Here is a 14,922-nt window from a genome sequence, read left to right as displayed (position 1 = left end):
GCCTGCCTAGCCTGCAGGTTCCGCCGTGGGCGGACCCCGTCGCCGGGACGCCGAGTCCTGTCCGCTCGCCGGCGGGAACCCGAGCACCGAACTCGGACAGGAGCGGGGGAACCAGGTCAGTTGCCGTACCCACGCCCGCACGGGCAGGTGGGTACCGGCTCGGGGTGAAGCCGCTCCCCAGGCGGCCGGGCTTCCTCAGGCCCGAACCCGACAGCTCACCTCGTAGGCGTCACGAGGCCCTGCCATGCCCCTGTCGATCACCCCTGCGCGCTTCGGCGCGATAGCCGGCGCGGCCGCCCTGGCCGCCATCCCGCTCGCGGGAACGGCCAACACGGCCGCCGCGGCCCCCGCGGCCTCCGGCGTCACCCAGGACCGGCTCACCCCCGCCACCATGACCGCCGGCGCCCCCGCCCGCGCGGCCCTCACCGTCCACTCCGGCTCCTGCTTCACGGCCAGGACCCTGGGCGTGGGCGTCCGGGACGCGGCCGGTGCCAACCTGGACTTCCCCGGCTCCGCGTCCAACGTCCGGATCTGCCCCGGCGGCGTCTCGATCACCACCGGCAGCCGCACGCTGTCGGCCGGCAGCTACACCGAGTTCGGTTTCTGGCAGGACGCCTCGGGCGCCTGGCACAACCTCCCCTCCCGGACGCTGACGGTGTCCGCCGCCGTGTCCGCCGCCGCCCCGACCACCACGCCGGCCACACCCGCGCCGACCCCGACGCCGACCCCCACGCCGACCCCGACACCCACCCCCACCGCGCCCGTGACCGGGGCCGCGCCCGTGCCGGGGAAGTCGCTGGCCTGGTCCGACGAGTTCAGCGGACCCATCGCCTGGGGCAGCCGCTGGGTCGGCAGCACCAGCACCGCGTTCCAGTACGGGAGCCACAACCCGAACGACAACAAGCTCGACTGGCTCAGCCCCAACGCCGTGACCGTGGCCGACGGTGTCGCCACCTTCACCGCTACCCCGTCCTCGACCACCCTGGAGAACGGCAAGCAGGCCTGGACCACCGGCCAGCTCACCACCGAGGGCTCGACCCAGGGCTTCCAGGTCAAGACCGGTGACTACGCCGAGGCCCGGGTCAAGCTCCCGTCCGGCACCGGCGCCTGGCCGGCGCTGTGGACCTGGAAGGACGGCAACGGCGAGATCGACTCCTTCGAGTACCACCCGGACAACCCGCACCTGCTGGAGCTGTCCAACCACGTCAACGCCGCCCACGACTACTACACCGACGCCAGTGCCGTCAGCCCGGACAGCTGGGTGACCATCGGCACCTACTACGGCGCCGACTCGGTCGACTGGTACGTCAACGGCACCAAGGTCTACTCGGACCACACCGGCGTCGGCACCGGCTGGTCGGCCTACCTGAACCTCAGCCTCTCGGTCAGCGCCGGGCAGTACCACCCCCCCCTCCGGCACGGCACCGATCAGCTTCGCCGCCGACTACGTCCGGGTCTACCGCTGAGCCGGGAGGCCAATTTTTGGCATATGCCACTCTGATTCCCTGTCACCGCCCGGCCCGCGCCTGTACGTTGGGAGCATGAGCACGGCTGTTCCGGGCGGGAACGCTCCCTGGAGGCGTGCCGGTGATCTGCCCGCCGAGGTCACGGGCTTTGTCGGCCGGGCGGATCAACTTGCCTCGCTGCAGCGGCTGCTGGCGGTTTCTCGGCTGGTCACGCTGACCGGTCCGGGTGGGGTCGGCAAGACCAGGATCGCCCTGCGCGCCCTGCCCGACCTGCGCGGGGCCTATCCCGACGGCGTCTTCCTGGCCGAGCTGTCCGCCCTCAAGGACCCCGACCTGCTGGCCCGGACGGTCTGCGCCGTGCTGGGCCTCCCCGAACAGGCCGCCAGGACCGCCCTGGAGCAGCTCACCGACCACCTGGCCGGACGTACCGTGCTGCTGGTGCTGGACACCTGCGAGCACCTGGTCGACGCCTGCGCCGCGCTGGCCGGACTGCTGCTGCGCAACTGCCCGCAGGTCAGCGTGCTGGCCACGAGCCGACAGCCGCTGGACGTGCCCGGCGAGCACCTGCTGGTCGTCCCGCCGCTGCCGGTGGAGCCGGAAGGCATCGACGGGACCGGCGCGGTCGCGCTGTTCGCCCAGCGGGCTACCGCGGTGATGCCCTCCTTCGTGCTGACCGAGGCCAACCAGCCGGACGTGCTGGCCCTCTGCCGCCGGCTGGACGGCATCCCGCTGGCGATCGAGCTCGCCACGGTCAGGCTGCGGGCACTGCCGCTGGACGAGCTCGCGGTCCGGCTGGAGGACCGGTTCCGGCTGCTCACCGGGGGCCGCAGGACCGCGGTGCCGCGGCACCAGACGCTGCGGACCACCATCGGCTGGAGCCATGACCTCTGCAGCCCGGTCGAACGGCTGGTCTGGGCCCGGCTGTCGGTCTTCGCCGGTACTTTCGACCTGCCGGCCGCCGAACACGTCTGCGCGGGCGGCGGGTTGGCCCGGGGCGAGGTGGTCGAGCAGCTGATCGGCCTGGTCGACAAGTCGGTGGTGCTGCGCCTGGACGACGAGGGCGGCACCCGCTACCGGCTGCTGGACTCCATCCGCGAGTACGGGGTGGAGTGGCTGGCCCGGATCGGCGAGGAGGAGCCGACCCGGGACCGGCACCGCGCCTGGTTCCGATCCCGCTTACTGGAGTTGGAGGAGGCCTTCCCGACCTCCCGGCAGCTCCCGGTGTTCCGTGCCCTGCGCCGGGACCACGGCAATCTTCGGGCCGCCCTGGAGTTCGCGGTGACCCGGCCCGGCGGCGAGCGGCAGGCGCTGGCGATGACGGTCTCCAGCTGGCCGTACTGGATGGCCGCCGGACTGCTCGGCGAGGGCGCCGTCTGGATGGACCGGGCGCTGACCCGGGTGCCGGAACCGGTCCTGGAACGCGGCTGGGGTCTGGCCCGGCACGGCTACCTCGGGGTGTTCCACGGCTCCTCCGCGGTGGAACTCCCTTATCTGGCCGAGGCGGAGGCGATCGGCCGACAGCTCGGCGACGCCCGGCTGACCGCCCACTCGGTGATGTACCAGGGGCTCGCGCTGATGTTCCTCGGCGACGCCGAGCACGCCCGAACCCGCTGTGACGAGGCCCGCGGCCGGCTGTCGGCGCTCGGCGACGACTTCACGCTGACCGTCCTGGACGCCCAGACCGCCTTCATCTGCGCGTTGTCGGGCGAGCCCGCCACCGCGATCGAGCTGTGCAGCCGCGGCCTGCGGGCCATGGAGGCAGAGCCGGAGGAGCGCTGGGTCACCGGCTATCTGCGGGTGCTCCGCGGGCTGGCCGGCTGGGTCCTGGGCGATGTGGACGGCGCCGAGGCCGACGGTCGGGCCGCGCTGGCCTGTGCCTGGAGCCTCGGGGACAGCATCGGCACCGCCTACGCGCTGGACCTGCTGGCCTGGATCGCGGCGGTGCGCGGACGCCACCCCCGGGCGGCCCTGCTGCTGGGCGCGGTGGCCCAGCTCTGGGAGCCCACCGGCACCACCCTCGGCGGTGTGCTCAGCCTCCAGCAGGAGCACCAGCGGACCGAGCAGCAGGTCCGCCGGGTCCTGGGCGCCGAGTCCTACGCGCGGCGGCGGCAGCTCGGCGCGGTCGGACGGGTCGCGGACATCGTCCGGATGGTGCAGGAGGACACCGGCGCCCTGCCCGGACCGCGGGTACGGACGGCCGCCCAGGGGCCGCGCCATGGCGCCGGGGTCGGGGCAGGGGAGCTGACCCCCCGTGAGCGCGAGGTCGCCTCGCTGGTCTCGGACGGCATGTCGAACCGTCAGATCGCCGAGCGGCTGGTGATCTCCAAGCGGACCGCGGACGCCCATGTCGAGCACATCCTGGCGAAACTCGGCGCCGCCTCTCGGGTGGAGATCCACTCCCTGATCGCCGGGCGCCGGGAGCGCGGAGCGCGCTGACCGTACCGCGGTTGATCTCCCACCAGGGTGGGCATTGATCAGTAGTTCCCCATCCACTGAACCCCAACAGGCCGAACCCAGGGCGGAATTGATGACGGTCACCGCCGCGACCACGGCCGGCGCGGCCCCGCCCGCGCCCGCCCCGGCGCACGCCCCCGGCCCGGGCGCCACCGCACCGCGGACCCCCGCCCCGAGGCGGCTGCGGCGGGTCCTGGTCGCCCTGGTGCTGTGCACGGCGGCGTTGTGGGGCACGCTGGAATTCGCGCTCGGCGGCGCCCACTCCGCCGTCTCGGCCGCCGAGTCCCGCGCCGTTCCGGCGATCGTCGACACCTCGCAGGTCGCCTACTACCTCGCCGACGCGGACCGGGTCGCGGCCGGGAGCTTCGCCTCGGGGACGGTCCGGCTCAGCGGCCCCGGCCAGCGCTACCAGGACGACCTCAAGTCGGCGAACCAGGCGCTGGAGCGGGCCGCCCAGGACGATGCCACCGGGTCGGCCGGCAGCGCCCAACTCCAGTCCATTGAGGGCCTGTTGGTCGAATACACCAGCCGGATCGAACAGGCTCACGCGGCCCAGGGCCAGGGCGCCCTGGGCTCCGCCTACCTGAGCTACGCCTCCAGCCTGATGCACGACCCGGCCACCGGGATCCTGGCCGAGGTGACGCAGTTGCAGGCCGCCGACCAGCAGCAACTGCTCCGGCAGCGGCACAGCGGCTGGCTGTCGGCAGCGGCGCTGATCGGGGTGCTCGTCCCCGCCCCGGTGGCGCTGGTCCTGCTGATCGGCACCCAGCGGTTCCTGAGCCGGCACTTCCAGCGCCGGCTCAACCCGTGCCTGCTGGCCGCCTCGCTGCTGCTGACCGCGCTGGTCGGCTGGACGGTCGGGGAGACCCTGCACAGCGACCATGCCTTCAGCGCCGCCACCGGGACCGAACTCCCCCGGCTGACCGACTCCTGGCAGGCCCGCACCCTGGTCTGGGAGGCCTCCGGCAGCGACGCGCTGGCGTTGGTCCGCACCACCCAGGGGCAGGCCTTCAGCTCCGGCTTCGCCGGATTCAGCTCCCCGCTGGCCGCCCTGCTGGACAGAGATCCGGGCACCGCCGCCGCCCACCCCGAGCAACCGGACGCCACCGTGCGCGCACACCTCCAGCGGTTCACCGCGGCCGACGCCGAGCTGCGACAGCAGGCCGCCGCACACAGCCCCGGCACCGTCGCCACCGCGGTCGGCCCCGGCCCGACCCAACTGGTCGGCGCGGCCACCGCGCTCGACGCCGACCTGGCCCCGGTCACCGGTCTGCACCAGCAGCGGCTGACCGCCGCCGAGGTCTCGGCCCGCTCCGACCTGGGGCTCGGCACCGCGCTGCCGCTGCTGTGCGCGGCGATCGCGGCGCTCTGCCTGGGCGGACTGTGGCCCAGGATCGACGAGTACCGGGCCGCGCGATGAGCCGGCCCTGGACCAGCAGGCCCTGGGCCCGGGCCTGCCTGGCCTTCGCACTGCTCGCCCTGCCCGGCCTCACCGCCTGCGGCAGCGGCAGCCCGCAGCAGGTCGTCCATGTCCTCGGCACCTGGACCGGCAGCGAGCAGGACTCCTTCCTGGCCATGGTCGCGCCGTTCGAGCAGCAGACCGGGATCAAGGTCGACTACCAGGGCTCCCGCGACTCCGACACCATCCTGGCCGACCAGGTCGGCAACGGCACCCCGCCCGACCTCGCCGTCCTGTCCAGCCCCGGCAAACTCGTGCAGTACGCCCGGGCCGGTCAACTTGCGCCGCTGGACGGCACCTTGGACCTAGCGGCGATGAATCGTCAGTACGGCCCCAACTGGGTGCAGTTGGGCGCTGTGGACGGCAAGCAGTACGCCGTCATCGTCAAGGCCTCGCTCAAGAGCCTGCTCTGGTACTCCCCCGCGTCCCTTGCCGCGAAGGGCCTGCGTCCGCCCGGCGACTGGAGCCAACTGCAGGCGCTGGACCAGCAGATCACCCGGGCCCACGGCACGCCCTGGTGCATCGGCCTGGAATCCAGCTCCACCTCCGGCTGGCCCGGCACCGACTGGCTGGAGGACATCGTGCTGGCCCAGTCCGGGCCTGCCGTCTACGACCAGTGGGCCACCGGAAAGCTGGCCTGGAGCTCACCCCGGATCAAACTGGCGTGGCAGACCTGGGGAGCCCTGATCGGCGCCGGGAGCGCGGTCCACGGCGGCACCGGCAGCATGCTGCTCACCGACTTCGGCACCGCGGGCGCCCCGCTGTTCGCCCGTCCCGCCGGGTGCTACCTGGAGCACGCGGGATCCTTCATCACCGACTACTACCAGCAGGACGACCCGCACCTCAAGGCCGACCAGGACTACGACTTCACCCCCTTCCCCAGCATCGACCCGGCCTTCAAGGGCGACGAGGAAGTGGCCGCGGACCTGCTGGGGATGTTCCACTCCACCCCGGCCGCCCAGCGGCTGCTGGCCTACCTCACCACACCGCAGGCGCAGCGGATCTGGGTGGCCCGCGGCGGGGCGCTGAGCCCCAACCGCGAGGTCCCGGCCGCCGCCTATCCCGACGCCGACTCCCGGCGGCTCGGACAGCTCCTGGTGAACGCCAAAACGGTGCGGTTCGACGCCTCCGACCTGATGCCGGACACCCTGCAGAACGCCTTCTACCAGGCGGTCCTCTCCTACGCCAATGACCCCTCGCAGCTCGACACCCTGCTCGCCGACCTGGACCGGGTCCGCACCACCGTCTACTGACGTGCTGGAGAGCCGAGGTGCTGCTCACCCGCCGGGATCGCCGACGGGGTGGTCGCTGTGCCCTCCCCGGGCACACCGGGGGCAGCGTGCTCTACCTGGTGGACCAGCGCTCCTGCTTCACCGGCGACAGCTTCCACTGATCCCGGACGGCACGGGAACTGCGGCCCCGGGCCGTCGACTTCAGTGCGGTGCGCTGGTGACGGGCGCCGGGGCCGGGCGGAACTCCAGCTCCCGGTCGTCCATCGGCTCGCGGAACAGGGTCACGTCCTTGCGGTAGTGCTGCAGCAGCCGCCAGGGGGCCCGGTCGCCCTGCAGCGGCAGGGCGGCGCGGGAGCGCTCGAAGTAGCCGGAGGTCATCTCGATCAGCGGCGAGGTGGCCATCGGCTCGCTCGGCAGCCTCGGGGTGACCACCGCGTGTCCCCGCTGCCGCATCGCGTGCAGCAGCCGGGCGACGTAGGAGGAGACCAGGTCGACCTTGAGGGTCCAGGAGGCGTTGGTGTAGCCGATGGCGAAGGCCAGGTTGGGGATCCCGTCGAGCATCATCCCCTTGTAGGCCACGTGCTCGGGGACGGCGACCGGCTCGCCGTCGACGGTCAGCTCGATGCCGCCGAGCGGGAGCAGGTTCAGACCGGTCGCGGTGACCACCACGTCCGCCTCCAGCGTCCGGCCGGAGCGCAGCCGCAGGCCGGTGGCGGTGAAGGCCTCGATCCGGTCCGTCACCACCTCGGCCCGGCCGGAGCTGATCGCCGCGAACAGGTCGCCGTCGGGGACCAGGCACATCCGCTGGTCCCAGGGCTGGTAGGCCGGGTTGAAGTGGGTGTCCACGTCGTAGCCGGCCGGCAGCCGCCGGATCGCGCCGCTGCGGAGCAGCGCCCGCATCCGGGCCGGGTACCTGCGGCACAGCCGGTAGAGCGCGGTCGCCGCCAGCACGTTCTTCCGGCGCACGGCCCGGTACGCCCGGCGCGCGGGCAGCACCCGGCGCAGCAGGTTCGCGACCGGGTCGCGGGCCGGCAGCGTCAGCACGAACGAGGGCGACCGCTGCAGCATGGTGACCTGCGCGGCGGTCTCGGCGAGGGCCGGGACCAGGGTGACCGCGGTGGCCCCGCTGCCGATGACGACGACCCGACGGCCGGTGACGTCCAGGTCCGGCGGCCAGTGCTGCGGGTGCACCACCGTCCCGGTGAAGTCCTCGCGTCCCGGCCAGTCCGGGGTGTAGCCCTGGTCGTAGCGGTAGTAGCCCGAGCAGAGGTAGAGGAAGCGGCAGCCGCGGGTGGTCCTGGCGCCGGTTTCGGTGTCCTCGACCGTCACGGTCCAGCGGGCGTCCTGGCCGGACCAGTCGGCCCGGACCACCCGGGCGTGGTAGCTGATCCGCTGCTCCACCCCGTACTCGGCGGCGGTCTCCCGGACGTAGCGCAGGATGTCGTCGCCGTCGGCGATCGACTGGGCCCCCGGCCAGGGGCGGAACACATAGCCGAGGGTGAACATGTCGGAGTCCGAGCGGACGCCGGGGTAGCGGAACTGGTCCCAGGTCCCGCCGCTGGCCCCGCGCGCCTCGACGATGGCGTAGCTGGTGCCAGGGGCCTGCCGCTGCAGGTGGACGGCGGCGCCGATCCCGGACAGGCCCGCGCCCACGATGAGCACGTCCGAGTCCATCGGGAGCCGCGGGTCCGGCTCCGGCGCGGGGGCGTCCGGGGTACGTGCGGATGGCGTGGTCACGGTGGTCCCCCGAGTGCTGTCGGTTCGGTCGGGCGCATGGTGAGGATGGCACCGCCGGAGGGGCTGTGCAACAGTTCCGCCAGATGTAGCATCCGTCGCACCAGCGGCCCACGGCCGCGGTGGCGGCACGCCGGAGCAGTGGCGTCCGCGCCCTGCCAAGGGAAGGTCCCCGATGACCACGCTCGTCACCCCCGGCAACGCCTCCGACGTCGACGACGGTCCCGCGATCGCGGAGCTGCACCGGCTGCACGCACTGCAGCGCAAGGCCTTCCTGGCCGCCCCCTACCCCGGCGCGGCGGAGCGCAAGGAGCAGCTGACGGCGCTGGCGGGCATGGTGCTGGGCCACCGCGAGGAGATCCGGGCAGCGCTCAGCGCCGACTTCGGGGCGCATCCGGAGCTGTTCTCCGACCTGGTCGAGGTGCTCGGCATCGCCGGCCGCGCGGTCGCCGCGATCGAGCAGCTGGACCAGTGGATGGCCGAGGACGAGCGGGCCGTCGACCCGGCGCTGTTCGGCACGGCCCGGGCCGGGATCCGCTTCCAGCCCAAGGGCGTGATCGGCGTCATCGTCCCGTGGAACTTCCCGTTCGACCTGTCGCTCGGCCCGCTGGTCGAGATCCTGGCCGCGGGCAACCGGGCTGTCGTCAAGCCCTCGGACTACACCCCCGCCTGCGCCGAGCTGCTGCGGCGGATGCTCGCCGAGACCTTCCCCGAGGACCGGGTCGCGGTGGCGGTCGGCGGTCTGACGCTGGCCAGGGAGTTCCCCACGCTGCGCTGGGACCACCTGCTCTACACCGGCAGCCCGGCGATCGGACGCGAGGTCGCCCTGGCCGCCGCGGAGAACCTGGTGCCGGTGACGCTGGAGCTCGGCGGCAAGTGCCCGGCCGTGCTGACGGCCGACAGCGTCGACGCCGCGAGTGTGCGCGGGGTGGTCGGCACCAAGCTCATCAAGAACGGCCAGATGTGCATCTCGGTGGACTACGCCCTGGTCCCGAGGGCGCAGCTGGACGACTTCGTCGCGCACGCCGAGCAGTATCTGACGCAGGAGCTGCCGGACTACGCGTCCTCGCCGGACTGCACCGGCATCATCACCCAGCGGCACCTGGAGCGGATCCTGGCGATGGTCGAGGAGGCCCGCGCGGCCGGGGCCCGGGTGGTCCGGCTGGGCGGCGAGGGCGACCCGGCGACCCGGCGGCTGCCGCTGGTACTGGTGGTCGACCCGCCGCCGGAGCTGCGGATCATGCAGGAGGAGATCTTCGGCCCGATCCTGCCGGTCATCCCCTACGACGACCTGGACCAGGCGCTGGCCTGGATCAACGCCGGGGAGCGCCCGCTGGGACTGTATGTCTTCAGCAAGGACCCGCGGGTCGCCGAGCACGTACTGCGGCAGACCACCTCGGGCGGCGCCTGCGTGAATGTCTGCGCCGTCCAGGGCGCGCTGCCGTCGCTGGGCTTCGGCGGCATCGGGCAGAGCGGCAGCGGACGGCACCACGGGATCGAGGGGTTCCGGGAGTTCTCCAACCCCCGGGGCGTGGTGGTGCGCGGCACCGGCGACCTGGCCGACGCCTTCCTGCCGCCGTACGGACCGCTGCTGCAGGGCATCGTGGACAGCGTCCTCGGCGGCGCGGAGCCGGCTGCGGCGGAGCAGACTGCGGCACCGGAGCAGGCCGCCGCGCCGGGCAGCGACTGACGGGGGCCCGGTGCACAACGACCGCTCGGTGCGCCTCGCCGCGCAGTGGGTGCAGGACGGCCGGCGCCTGGACATGCAGGGCCTCGCGGACGAGCTGGGCCTCTCCCGGGCGACCCTGTTCCGGCACGTCGGCGGCCGCGAGGCGCTGCTGGGCCAGGCCCTGTGGGTCCTCACCCGGCAGACCCTGGACACCGCCACGCAGTGGTGGGAGGTCCGGCGGCCGCCCGGGGCGCTGCACACCTCCGGCACCGGCCGCCGCTTCAACGCGCTGGTCTCCCGGTCCCCCGGCCTGCGCAAACTGCTGGACGAGGAGCCGGTGCCGACCCTGCGGGTGCTCACCGACCCGCGCGGCCAGGTGCAGCCGGGAATCGTGGACTTCTTCGAGGCACTGCTGCGCCGCGACATGGCGGACTACGGCCTGGTCCCGCTGATCGAACCCGGGGCCCTGGCCTACGCACTGGTCAGACTGGGGGAATCCTTCCTCTACGCGGACGTGCTGGCGGCGCGGCAGCCCGACGTCGCCACCGCCGACCGGCTGCAGCAGGCCCTGGTCGAGGGAACCGCGCCGAACCCCGTTAGGCCCAGTCCGACTGGCCGGATCGGATCCGGTCACCCAGGCTGAAGGAGCGCTGCTGCACGCAGCGCGCCGGGCCTCACCGCCGCGGCCGTGCGGAAGTCCCCGCGTCCTCCCCCCCGAGGCGGGGACTTCCGCTCTTTCACATCCGTTTCGGGCGATGACTGCGCGCGGCGCAGGGAGTCTCCTTTCTGTACGGCTCTGACGGCACAGACGGAGACAGGCGGACCGATGACAGAACTGCGCGACATCCTGGAGCAGCACGTCGGCGACGGCGCGGCGCCGGGGGCGGTGGGCCTGGTGGCCCGGGGCGACCGGGTGGAGGTGCAGGCGGTCGGATCGGTCGACGTCGACGGCACCGCCCCGATGGCCGAGGACTCGATCTTCCGGGTCGCCTCGCTCACCAAGCCGATCACCGCGGCGGCGGTGCTGATGCTGGTCGAGGACGGCCGGATCGCCCTGGACGACCCGGTCGGGAAGTGGCTGCCGGAACTGGCGTCGCCGAGCGTGGTGCGCACCCCAGGCTCCCCCGTGGAGGACGTGGTCCCGGCCGCCCGGCCGATCACCGTGTTCGACCTGCTGACCTTCCGGGCCGGCTACGGCTTCCCTGCCGACTTCTCGCTGCCCGCGGTCGGGCTGCTGTTCAGCGAGCTGAAGCAGGGGCCGCCGGAGCCGCAGCAGATCGCGGCCCCGGACGCGTGGATGGCGGCGCTGGCGCGCATCCCGCTGCTGCACCAGCCCGGCGAGGCCTGGCTGTACAACACCTGCTCCGACATCCTGGGCGTGCTGATCGCCAGGGTCTCCGGCAGCCCACTGCCCGCGTTCCTGGCCGAGCGGCTGTTCGAACCGCTGGGCATGGCCGACACCGGGTTCGCGGTTCCGGCGGCCGAGCTCGACCGGTTCACCAGCTACTACCGCCCCGAGCCCACGGGCGGGATCCGGCTCGCGGACGCCCCCGACGGGCAGTGGACCAGCCTGCCGCCCTTCCCCTCGGCCGGTGGCGGCCTGGTCTCGACCGCGGGCGATCTGCATGCCTTCGGCCGGATGCTGCTCGCCGAGGGTTCCGTCGACGGCCGCTCCCTGCTGTCGGCCGCCTCGGTCCGGCAGATGACCACCGACCAGCTGACCCCGGCCCAGCGCGAGGCCGGCGCGCTGTTCCTGGAGGGCCAGGGCTGGGGGTTCGGCGGCTCGGTCGACGTGGCGGCCGTCGACCCCTGGAACGTCCCGGGACGCTACGGCTGGGTCGGCGGCACCGGCACGGCGGCGCATGTCACCGCGTCCACCGGCGCGGTCGCCATCCTGCTCACCCAGCTGGAGCTGTCCGGACCGACCCCGCCGCTGGTGATGCGCGACTTCTGGCGGTACGCGGCCCAGGCCTGACCCGGGCACGGAGCCCGCCCTCAGGCCGCGGCCCGGCGCGGAGCCGAGCTGGTCCACGCGAAGAGCGCGGCCAGCAGGCTGATCCCGGCGGCGATCAGCAGCGCCAGGTGGTAGCCGTGCAGCGTGGCGTCGGCCTGGCTGTGGTGGGCCTGCAGCTGGGTGGTGGTCGCCGAGGCGGAGACCGTCACCAGGACCGCCAGCCCCAGCGCGCCGCCGATCTGCCGGGACACGCTCAGCAGCCCGGAGGCCAGCCCCGCGTCCTGGTGCGGCACCCCCGCCGTGGCGGCGAGGGTGACCGGCAGGATGGAGATGCTGAATCCGGCGCCGACGACCAGGGTCGGCAGCAGCACATGGGCGAGGTAGGCCGGATCCGCAGGGAGCCGGGTGAGCCAGAGCAGCCCGGCGGTGGCGACCACCATGCCGTACACCGGCAGGTGCCGGATGCCGGCCACCACCAGGCGGCGGCTGAGCAGGGCCCCGCCGCCCAGGACCGCGCTCATCGGCAGCATGGCGAGACCGGCCCGCAGGGCGCTGTAGCCGAGCAGCTGCTGCAGGTAGAGCGAGAGGAAGAACAGCGTCGCGGTCATGGTGGCGCCCAGGCAGAGCATGACCAGGTTGGCCGTGCTCAGCTTGCGCAGCCGGAAGATGCTCAGCCGCACCAGCGGGTCGGCGGTCCTGGCCTCGATCAGCAGGAAGCCGGCCAGCAGCGCCACCGCCGCGACCAGAGCGGTGATCACGGCGGCCGAGGACCAGCCCTGTTCGGTCGCCTGGGAGATGCCGTAGACCAGGGCGCCGATCCCGGCGGTCACGGTGAACGCCCCGGGCAGGTCCAGCGGCACCCGGCGGCCTTCCGGACGGGCCGAGGGCAGCAGGGACACCGCGACGGCGACGATCAGGGCGATTCCGACCGGCACGTTCACAAACAGCACCCAGCGCCAGTTCAGCAGGTCGGTGAGGACCCCGCCCAGCACCACGCCGACCGCGGCCGCGGCCGAGGCGGCGGCGCCCCAGATGCCGAGCGCGCGGGAGCGCTGGTGGCCCTCGGGGTGGGTGACCGTGATCAGGCTCAGGCTGGCCGGGGCGAGCGCGGCGGCGCCGATGCCCTGCGCGGCCCGGGCCGCGAGCAGCATCGTCCCGTTCTCGGCCAGTCCGCCGACCAGGCTGGCGACGGTGAACACCACCAGGCCGGCCTGGAGCACGGTCCTGCGGCCGAACAGGTCCCCGGCCCTGGCGGCGAGCAGCAGCAGGCCGCCGAAGGTGAGCAGGTAGGCGTCGACCACCCACTGCTGCTGGCTGGTCGACAGCCCCAGGTCGGCCCGCATGGCCGGGAGCGCGACATTCACGATCGCGGTGTCCAGGACCACCATGAACTGGGCCACGCAGGCGATGGCCACCACGATGCCCAGCGGCAGATGGGGACGGAAAACGGCCGGCACCGGCGGTGCGGAGAGGGTGGATCGGGCTGTGGTCACGCTAGACTCCCTACGGACTTGAACTTAGTTCATGTTGAACTTAGTTCAGGTTAGGTATGCCTAACTCAACCTGTCAAGGCGATACGGTCAAGGCGATACGGAGGAGACAAACCTGTGCGACTGAACCGCACCGACGTGCTCGAAGCAGCCATGACCCTGCTCGACGCCGAGGGCCTGGAACGCCTGACCATGCGCCGGCTGGCCACCTCGCTGAAGGTGCAGCCGGGCGCGCTCTACTGGCACTTCGCGGACAAGCAGGCCCTGCTCGACGCCATGGCCGAGCGACTGCTGGCCGACGTCGGCCAGGTGGACCCGCCGGGGAGCTGGGACCAGCAGGTCGCGACGCTGGCCCAGCAGGTGCGGGCCGCGCTGCTGTCCCACCGCGACGGGGCCCGACTGCTGGCCGGGACCTTTGTCGCCCAGCCGAACACCATGCGCACCGGTGAGGCCTTCCTGCGCGCGCTGCGCGCGGCCGGCGTCCCGGACGGCGAGACCGGGATGACCTCCTTCGCCCTGCTGTACTACATCCTCGGCCACACCATCGAGGAGCAGGCCAGGGACGAACTCGTCGCCACCGGCGGCTGGCAGCAGCAGCTCGACGAACTGGACGGGGTCGGCTTCCCCGACATCGCCCGGGAGCTCACCTCGATGGACAGCAGCACCGGCGACCAGCGGTTCCAGCACGGCCTGGGCCTTTTCCTCGACGGCATCCGCCACCAGTTGGCAGCCCGCAGCGACTCGTAGGACCTATGTTGGGCACACCGCAGTGCGACTCCGAGAGGCAGGCATGGCTCGTTCAGAACAGGTGGTGGGGGTCGACCGGCTGCTCGCCTTCGGCGACGCGGTCTTCGCCATCGCCATCACCCTGCTGACCCTCGACCTGACCGTTCCTGACGGCCTGTCCACGAGCGATTTCAACAAGGCGATGCGGACCGCGCTGCCCAGCATCGGCATCTACGTGCTGACCTTCGCCGTCATCGGCGCGCTGTGGCTGGCCCACCACGGCCTGTTCCGCCTGGTCGGCAGCCTCGACGGCTGGCTGGTCCGGCTCGACCTGGCGTTTCTGGCGGTGATCGCCGCGCTCCCCTTCCCGGCCCGGCTGCTCAGCGAGTACGGCTCGACCCCACTGGGGACCTCCGTCTACGCGGCAGCCATCGCCCTGGCCTCCGCGCTGACCTCGGCGATGGCGTTCCGGCTGATGAGGGACCCGACCCTGCGGGCCAAGGAGATCACCCGCGGCCGCGTGGTGGTGGCGATGCAGCGGGCGGGCGCCATCACGGTGGTCTTCGGCACCTCGATCCCGGTCTCGCTGCTCTCCCCCGACGGGGCGAAGTACTGGTGGCTGCTCGCCGTCCCGCTGCGCTGGCGGCTGGACCGCGACGAGGACAAACCCCTCCGCTTCGGCCGCCGGCCCGCGGAGCAGCACCCCGCGGAGCAGCCCGCGGCCGACTCCTAGCCGAG

General features: G+C 73.1%; 11 protein-coding genes, 1 pseudogene and 1 riboswitch. Of the genes and pseudogenes, 10 read left to right on the top strand and 2 right to left on the bottom strand.

The genetic code is table 11. From position 1 onward, the window contains the following. Positions 1 to 84: 84 nt before the first annotated feature. Positions 85 to 230: riboswitch (cyclic di-AMP (ydaO/yuaA leader) on the top strand. A gap of 14 nt (positions 231 to 244) precedes the next feature. The 5 genes and pseudogenes from ACXKR8_RS45090 to ACXKR8_RS45070 all read left to right on the top strand — a co-directional run. Beyond that, positions 245 to 1,501: a glycoside hydrolase family 16 protein gene (locus tag ACXKR8_RS45090; protein ID WP_462100118.1), complete on the top strand. Its 1,257-nt coding sequence runs from the start codon at positions 245 to 247 to the stop codon at positions 1,499 to 1,501. A 40-nt stretch (positions 1,502 to 1,541) separates the two neighbouring features. Next, positions 1,542 to 3,902 carry an ATP-binding protein gene (locus ACXKR8_RS45085; RefSeq protein WP_458270326.1) on the top strand — a complete coding sequence of 787 codons (2,361 nt, stop codon included), beginning with the start codon at positions 1,542 to 1,544 and terminating at the stop codon, positions 3,900 to 3,902. Positions 3,903 to 3,993: 91 nt separating this feature from the next. Further along, on the top strand, positions 3,994 to 5,340 hold the full coding sequence (locus ACXKR8_RS45080) for a hypothetical protein (protein WP_458270325.1): 1,347 nt from the start codon (positions 3,994 to 3,996) through the stop codon (positions 5,338 to 5,340). Further along, entirely contained in the window at positions 5,337 to 6,632 is a 1,296-nt protein-coding gene (locus tag ACXKR8_RS45075; RefSeq protein ID WP_458270324.1) for an ABC transporter substrate-binding protein, read from the top strand. The genes ACXKR8_RS45080 and ACXKR8_RS45075 overlap by 4 nt, the downstream gene beginning before the upstream one ends. Positions 6,633 to 6,668: 36 nt before the next feature. After that, positions 6,669 to 6,769 (top strand): annotated as a pseudogene (locus ACXKR8_RS45070) (MBL fold metallo-hydrolase); the annotation flags it as partial. A gap of 43 nt (positions 6,770 to 6,812) precedes the next feature. On the opposite strand, the gene ACXKR8_RS45065 reads toward ACXKR8_RS45070, so the two are convergent. Continuing rightward, positions 6,813 to 8,348 carry a flavin-containing monooxygenase gene (locus ACXKR8_RS45065; protein ID WP_458270323.1) on the bottom strand — a complete coding sequence of 512 codons (1,536 nt, stop codon included), beginning with the start codon at positions 8,346 to 8,348 and terminating at the stop codon, positions 6,813 to 6,815. Between the two features lie 172 nt (positions 8,349 to 8,520). Between ACXKR8_RS45065 and ACXKR8_RS45060 the strand changes: the two genes are divergently transcribed. The 3 genes from ACXKR8_RS45060 to ACXKR8_RS45050 all read left to right on the top strand — a co-directional run bounded on the left by ACXKR8_RS45060 (position 8,521) and on the right by ACXKR8_RS45050 (position 11,989). Continuing rightward, complete coding sequence (locus ACXKR8_RS45060; protein WP_458270322.1) at positions 8,521 to 10,035, top strand: aldehyde dehydrogenase family protein; 1,515 nt, start codon at positions 8,521 to 8,523, stop codon at positions 10,033 to 10,035. Between the two features lie 10 nt (positions 10,036 to 10,045). Then, entirely contained in the window at positions 10,046 to 10,657 is a 612-nt protein-coding gene (locus tag ACXKR8_RS45055; protein ID WP_458270321.1) for a QsdR family transcriptional regulator, read from the top strand. 183 nt (positions 10,658 to 10,840) lie between these two features. Then, positions 10,841 to 11,989, top strand: a complete 1,149-nt coding sequence (locus ACXKR8_RS45050) for a serine hydrolase domain-containing protein (RefSeq protein WP_458270320.1) — start codon at positions 10,841 to 10,843, stop codon at positions 11,987 to 11,989. Between the two features lie 20 nt (positions 11,990 to 12,009). On the opposite strand, the gene ACXKR8_RS45045 is transcribed toward ACXKR8_RS45050, so the two are convergent. Beyond that, positions 12,010 to 13,461, bottom strand: a complete 1,452-nt coding sequence (locus tag ACXKR8_RS45045) for an MFS transporter (RefSeq protein ID WP_458270319.1) — start codon at positions 13,459 to 13,461, stop codon at positions 12,010 to 12,012. A 114-nt stretch (positions 13,462 to 13,575) separates the two neighbouring features. Here ACXKR8_RS45045 and ACXKR8_RS45040 point away from each other — a divergent pair, with 114 nt between their 5' ends. Together ACXKR8_RS45040 and ACXKR8_RS45035 are read left to right on the top strand one after the other, a co-directional pair. After that, the gene (locus tag ACXKR8_RS45040) at positions 13,576 to 14,205 is read left to right on the top strand and encodes a TetR/AcrR family transcriptional regulator C-terminal domain-containing protein (RefSeq protein ID WP_458270318.1); all 630 of its coding nucleotides are present in this window, start codon (positions 13,576 to 13,578) and stop codon (positions 14,203 to 14,205) included. 43 nt (positions 14,206 to 14,248) lie between these two features. Continuing rightward, positions 14,249 to 14,917, top strand: a complete 669-nt coding sequence (locus tag ACXKR8_RS45035) for a TMEM175 family protein (protein WP_458270317.1) — start codon at positions 14,249 to 14,251, stop codon at positions 14,915 to 14,917. Positions 14,918 to 14,922 lie beyond the last annotated feature (5 nt).

It is taken from the genome of Streptacidiphilus sp. PAMC 29251 (assembly GCF_054208735.2).
The sequence above is the reverse complement of the archived record's forward strand: the minus strand, read 5'-3'. Positions and strand labels throughout refer to the sequence as shown.

Coding starts and splice junctions, on each gene's coding strand:
- ACXKR8_RS45080 (WP_458270325.1), top strand. CDS start 3,994: ATGACGGTCACCGCCGCGACCACGGCCGGCGCGGCCCCGCCCGCGCCC.
- ACXKR8_RS45060 (WP_458270322.1), top strand. CDS start 8,521: ATGACCACGCTCGTCACCCCCGGCAACGCCTCCGACGTCGACGACGGT.
- ACXKR8_RS45035 (WP_458270317.1), top strand. CDS start 14,249: ATGGCTCGTTCAGAACAGGTGGTGGGGGTCGACCGGCTGCTCGCCTTC.
- ACXKR8_RS45075 (WP_458270324.1), top strand. CDS start 5,337: ATGAGCCGGCCCTGGACCAGCAGGCCCTGGGCCCGGGCCTGCCTGGCC.
- ACXKR8_RS45090 (WP_462100118.1), top strand. CDS start 245: ATGCCCCTGTCGATCACCCCTGCGCGCTTCGGCGCGATAGCCGGCGCG.
- ACXKR8_RS45050 (WP_458270320.1), top strand. CDS start 10,841: ATGACAGAACTGCGCGACATCCTGGAGCAGCACGTCGGCGACGGCGCG.
- ACXKR8_RS45085 (WP_458270326.1), top strand. CDS start 1,542: ATGAGCACGGCTGTTCCGGGCGGGAACGCTCCCTGGAGGCGTGCCGGT.